Origin of the sequence: Streptomyces azureus (assembly GCF_001270025.1) — a bacterium.
Lineage (GTDB): Bacteria > Actinomycetota > Actinomycetes > Streptomycetales > Streptomycetaceae > Streptomyces > Streptomyces azureus.
In genome coordinates this window covers 1-268 of the sequence record NZ_DF968395.1, presented here as the reverse complement: position 1 = coordinate 268, position 268 = coordinate 1, and the positions used below count along the sequence as shown (strand labels likewise).

1 pseudogene is annotated in these 268 nt (G+C 65.7%); it reads right to left on the bottom strand.

Annotation, left to right across the window (positions count from 1 at the left end):
* Positions 1-268 (bottom strand): annotated as a pseudogene (locus tag AOQ53_RS32890) (NF041680 family putative transposase); the annotation flags it as partial.

Sequence of the window (268 nt, the reverse complement as noted above, 5' to 3'; positions counted from 1 at the left end):
CAGCCGCCTCAGGAGTACGGATCTTCGGGCAGGTCCAGCCCAGCGTCTGCTTGAACAGCCGGAACGTGTGCTCGATGTCGAAGCGGCGCAGGAAGACCTGCCAGAGCAGGTCGACTTGGGTGTCGGTGGCATCGGTGCCCGACCACCACAACCACACCGGCTTCGGGGTCGCGCCGCTGGGCAGGTATTCGACCTGCAGACGGATCACCGTGCCCTCGATGACCGGCAATGTGCCCAGCTGGGAGACCCACGCAGAGCGGTGAGTCAG